This is a genomic window from Streptomyces sp. FH025 (assembly GCF_017427025.1).
Classification (GTDB): Bacteria; Actinomycetota; Actinomycetes; order Streptomycetales; family Streptomycetaceae; genus Kitasatospora.
Genome location: NZ_JAFLNG010001197.1, coordinates 1 through 1,162, shown reverse-complemented (window position 1 = coordinate 1,162; position 1,162 = coordinate 1). Strand labels below are relative to the sequence as shown.

The 1,162-nt window shown below is 76.1% G+C and carries 1 protein-coding gene; it reads left to right on the top strand.

The window, feature by feature from the left end:
* On the top strand, positions 1–1,162 hold a 1,162-nt coding region (locus tag J0670_RS38385), incomplete at both ends, for an amino acid adenylation domain-containing protein (RefSeq protein ID WP_207817394.1).

Sequence of the window (1,162 nt, the reverse complement as noted above, 5' to 3'; positions counted from 1 at the left end):
GTCGGGTCGGTGGTGCCGGACGACGCCTCCGCGGACGACCTGGCGTACCTGATCTACACCTCCGGCACCACCGGGCGGCCCAAGGGCGTGCCGGTCACCCACCGTTCGCTGCTGTTCACCCTCGACCGGGTCGCGCACGCGTACGGGCTCGCGCCCGGCGAGCGGGTGCTGCAACTCGCCGCGCTCGGTTCGGACACCGCGCTGGAACAGGTCTTCGCCCCACTGCTCTCCGGAGCGACGGTGGTGTTGGGCGGCGGCACGTGTTCCGGTCCTGGCTTCGGCCTCGGTCCCGGCGCTGGCGCCGGCCCCGGCCCCGGCACCTGGGCGCCGACCGAGCTGGTCCGGCGGCTGCCCGAGCTCGGTCTGACCGTCGCCGACTTCATGCCCGTCTACTGGCGTCACCTGCTCGACCTGCTCCCGCCCGGCGGGCCCGCGCCGGAGGGCCTGCGGCTGGTGGTGGTCGGCGGGGACGTGGTGCACGCCGAGGACTGCCGGGCCGGCCTGGAGCGGCTGCCCGGTGTGCGGCTGCTCAACGCGTACGGGGTCACCGAGGCGGCCGTGACCTCGCTGCTCTGCGAGATCACCCCCGAGGTGCTGGACTCCCCGGCCGCCCCCGTGCCGATCGGGCGGCCGCTGCCCGGCGTGCGGGTGCACGTGCTGGACGAACGGCTGCGCCCGGTCCGGCCCGGCGAGAAGGGTGAGATCCACCTCGGCGGGCCCGGCCTAGCCCGGGGCTACTGGCGCAGCCCCGGGCTCACCGCCGAACGCTTCCTGCCCGACCCGTACGCGCCGTTGCCCGGCGGGCGGATGTACCGCACCGGCGACGCCGGGCGCTGGCGGGCGGACGGGCGGCTGGAGATCCTCGGGCGCTTCGACGACCAGGCGAAGGTGCGCGGGTACCGGGTCGACCCGGCGGAGATCGAGGCCGTCCTGGCCGCCCACCCCGGTGTGCGGCAGGCCCGGATCGCCGCCGACGGCACCTCGCCGGACGGCAGCCGGGCGCTCACCGCGTACTACACGGCCCGGAACGGCGACGTCCGGCGCGAGGGGATCCGGGCGTTCCTGGCGGAGCGGCTGCCCGAGCACCTCGTTCCGGCGGCCTTCGTGCCGCTGGAGACGATGCCGCTCACACCGGCGGGGAAGATCGATCGGCGCTTGCTGC